Here is a 2,892-nt window from a genome sequence, read left to right on the forward strand (position 1 = left end):
TACTGGATGCCGTACACGGCCAACCGCGAGTTCAAAGCCAATCCGCGCATGATCGTCGAGGCCAGCGGCGCCTATTTCACCGACGCCGAAGGGCGCAAGATCTTTGACGGCCTCTCGGGCCTGTGGTGCGCGGGCCTGGGCCATGGCCGGCGCGAGATCGCCGAGGCGATTGGCAAACAGGCCGCCAAGCTCGACTATGCGCCGGCCTTCCAGTTCGGCCACCCGGGCGCGTTCGAGCTGGCCAACCGCATCAAGGGACTGACGCCCGAGGGCCTGGACTATGTGTTCTTCACCGGCTCGGGCTCGGAAGCCGCCGACACCTCGCTGAAGATGGCCCGCGCCTACTGGCGCACCAAGGGCCAGGCGAGCAAGACGCGCCTGATCGGCCGCGAAAAGGGCTACCACGGCGTTAACTACGGCGGCATCTCGGTCGGCGGCATCGGCGCCAACAGGAAGCTCTTCGGCCAGGGTGTCGAAGCCGACCACATCCCGCACACCCAGCCGCCCATGGGCTCGTTCCACAAGGGCATGCCGCCCACGGGCGCCGAGCTGGCCGACAAGCTGCTCGACGTGATCGCGCTGCACGATGCAAGCAACATCGCCGCCGTCATCGTCGAGCCGTTCTCGGGCTCGGCCGGCGTGGTGATCCCGCCCGCGGGCTACCTGCAGCGCCTGCGTGAGATCTGCACGCAGAACAACATCCTCTTGATCTTCGACGAAGTCATCACCGGCTTCGGCCGCGCCGGCGCCATGACCGGGGCCGAGGCCTTCGGCGTCACGCCCGACATCATGAACATCGCCAAGCAGGTCACCAACGGCGCGCAGCCGCTGGGCGCGGTGATCGCCAAGAAGGACATCTACGACACCTTCATGGCCGCCGGCGGCCCCGAGTACCTGCTCGAATTCCCGCACGGCTACACCTACTCGGCCCACCCCGTGGCCTGCGCCGCCGGCATCGCCGCGCTCGACATCCTGCAGAAAGAAGACGTGGTCGGCCGTGTCAAGGCCCTGGCGCCGCACTTCGAGGCCGCCGTGCACAGCCTCAAGGGTGTGAAACACGTGGCCGACATCCGCAACTACGGCCTGGCCGCCGGCATCACCATCGCGCCGTTGCCCGGCGAACCGGCCCGCCGCCCCTACGAGATCGCCATGAACTGCTGGAAGAAGGGCTTCTACGTGCGCTACGGCGGCGACACCATCCAGCTCGCGCCGCCCTTCATCAGCGAGAAGGCCGAGATCGACCGCCTCGTCAACGCCCTGGGCGACGCGCTGGCCGAGACGGCCTGAGTTTTAGCGAGCTATTGAAAAGTGAGCTGCTTGCGCTTGTGTTTATTGAATTTCATGCTGTTTTATATCTGAAACGAAGGTATAGCATGCGTTAACAGCTATTGTTTGTATAGCAATACGTCAAAGCCTCTGCAGCGCTGAGCGCGGCAGGGGCTTTTTGCAGGGCGCAGAGCGCGGCAATGGCGGTGGAGGGATGGGCCCCGGCGCAGGTGCATGGCCGCGCTGCGGGCGATGGGCCTGCGCGGGTCACAGGTGTTTCACCCTACGGCCCGGGTCTGTTTGCCGGGTGGGTCGGGGAGTGAAGCCTACAATCGCAATCCCTTACAAAAGCTGACGGCCCGCCCGGAGCAGGTGGCGCGGCCTGGCACTTACCAGAGCTGGAGACCCTTGATGCCCGAGACCATTGCGGCGAACAATTCCCCCGAAAAACGTGCCGAGCTGCGCCGCGCAGCGCTCGAATACCACGAGTTCCCCAAGCCCGGCAAGATCGCCATCGCCGCGACCAAGCAGATGGTCAACCAGCACGACCTGGCCCTGGCCTATTCGCCCGGCGTGGCCGCGCCGTGCGAGGAAATCGTCAAGGACCCCAGTGCGGTCTTCAAGTACACCAGCCGTGGCAACCTCGTCGGCGTGATCACCAATGGCACGGCCGTGCTCGGCCTGGGCGACATCGGCGCGCTGGCCAGCAAGCCGGTGATGGAAGGCAAGGGCGTGCTGTTCAAGAAGTTCTCGGGCATCGACGTGTTCGATATCGAGATCAACGAGAAAGACCCCGCCAAGCTGGTCGAGGTCATTGCCGCGCTCGAACCCACGTTTGGCGCCATCAACCTTGAAGACATCAAGGCGCCCGACTGCTTCTATGTCGAGCGCGAGCTGCGCAGTCGCATGAAGATCCCGGTCTTTCACGACGATCAGCATGGCACGGCCATCGTGGTCGGCGCGGCCATCCTCAACGGCCTGAAGGTGGCGGGCAAGGACATCAAGCAGGTCAAGCTGGTGGCGTCCGGGGCCGGCGCTGCCGCCCTGGCCTGCCTGAAATTGCTGGTCAAGCTGGGCCTGCCGCGCGAGAACATCTGGGTCACCGACATTGCCGGCCTGGTCTATACCGGCCGCACCGAGCTGATGGACGAGGACAAGGCGCAATTTGCCCAGCCCACCGAGCAGCGCACCTTGGGCGAAGCCATCGAGGGCGCGGACGTGTTCCTGGGCCTGTCGGCCGGCGGCGTGCTGAAAAAAGACATGGTGGCAAAGATGGCGGCGCGCCCGCTGATTTTTGCGCTCGCCAACCCCAACCCTGAAATCCAGCCCGAAGACGTCAAGGCGGTGCGCGACGACGCCATCATGGCCACCGGGCGCTCCGACTACCCGAACCAGGTCAACAACGTCCTGTGTTTTCCGTACATCTTCCGCGGCGCGCTCGACTGCGGCGCCACGACCATCACGGTGGAGATGGAAATCGCCGCCGTGCACGCCATTGCCGACCTGGCCGAGGCCGAGCAAAGCGAAGTGGTGGCGGCCGCCTATGCGGGCGAGGCGCTGGCCTTCGGCCCCGAATACCTGATCCCCAAGCCGTTTGACCCGCGCCTGATGATGAAGATCGCGCCG

At 65.3% G+C, this 2,892-nt stretch carries 2 protein-coding genes; both read left to right on the forward strand.

What is annotated here, in order from left to right; all coding sequences use genetic code 11:
• On the forward strand, positions 1-1,287 hold a 1,287-nt coding region (locus QZH66_RS14790; RefSeq protein ID WP_305806683.1), incomplete at its 5' end, for an aspartate aminotransferase family protein.
• Between the two features lie 390 nt (positions 1,288-1,677).
• Positions 1,678-2,892 (forward strand): malic enzyme-like NAD(P)-binding protein (locus QZH66_RS14795; RefSeq protein WP_305806684.1); only part of this gene is annotated, 1,215 nt, incomplete at its 3' end.

It is taken from the genome of Stenotrophomonas sp. YIM B06876 (genome assembly GCF_030711595.1).
In the GTDB taxonomy this organism is placed as follows: domain Bacteria; phylum Pseudomonadota; class Gammaproteobacteria; order Xanthomonadales; family Xanthomonadaceae; genus Stenotrophomonas.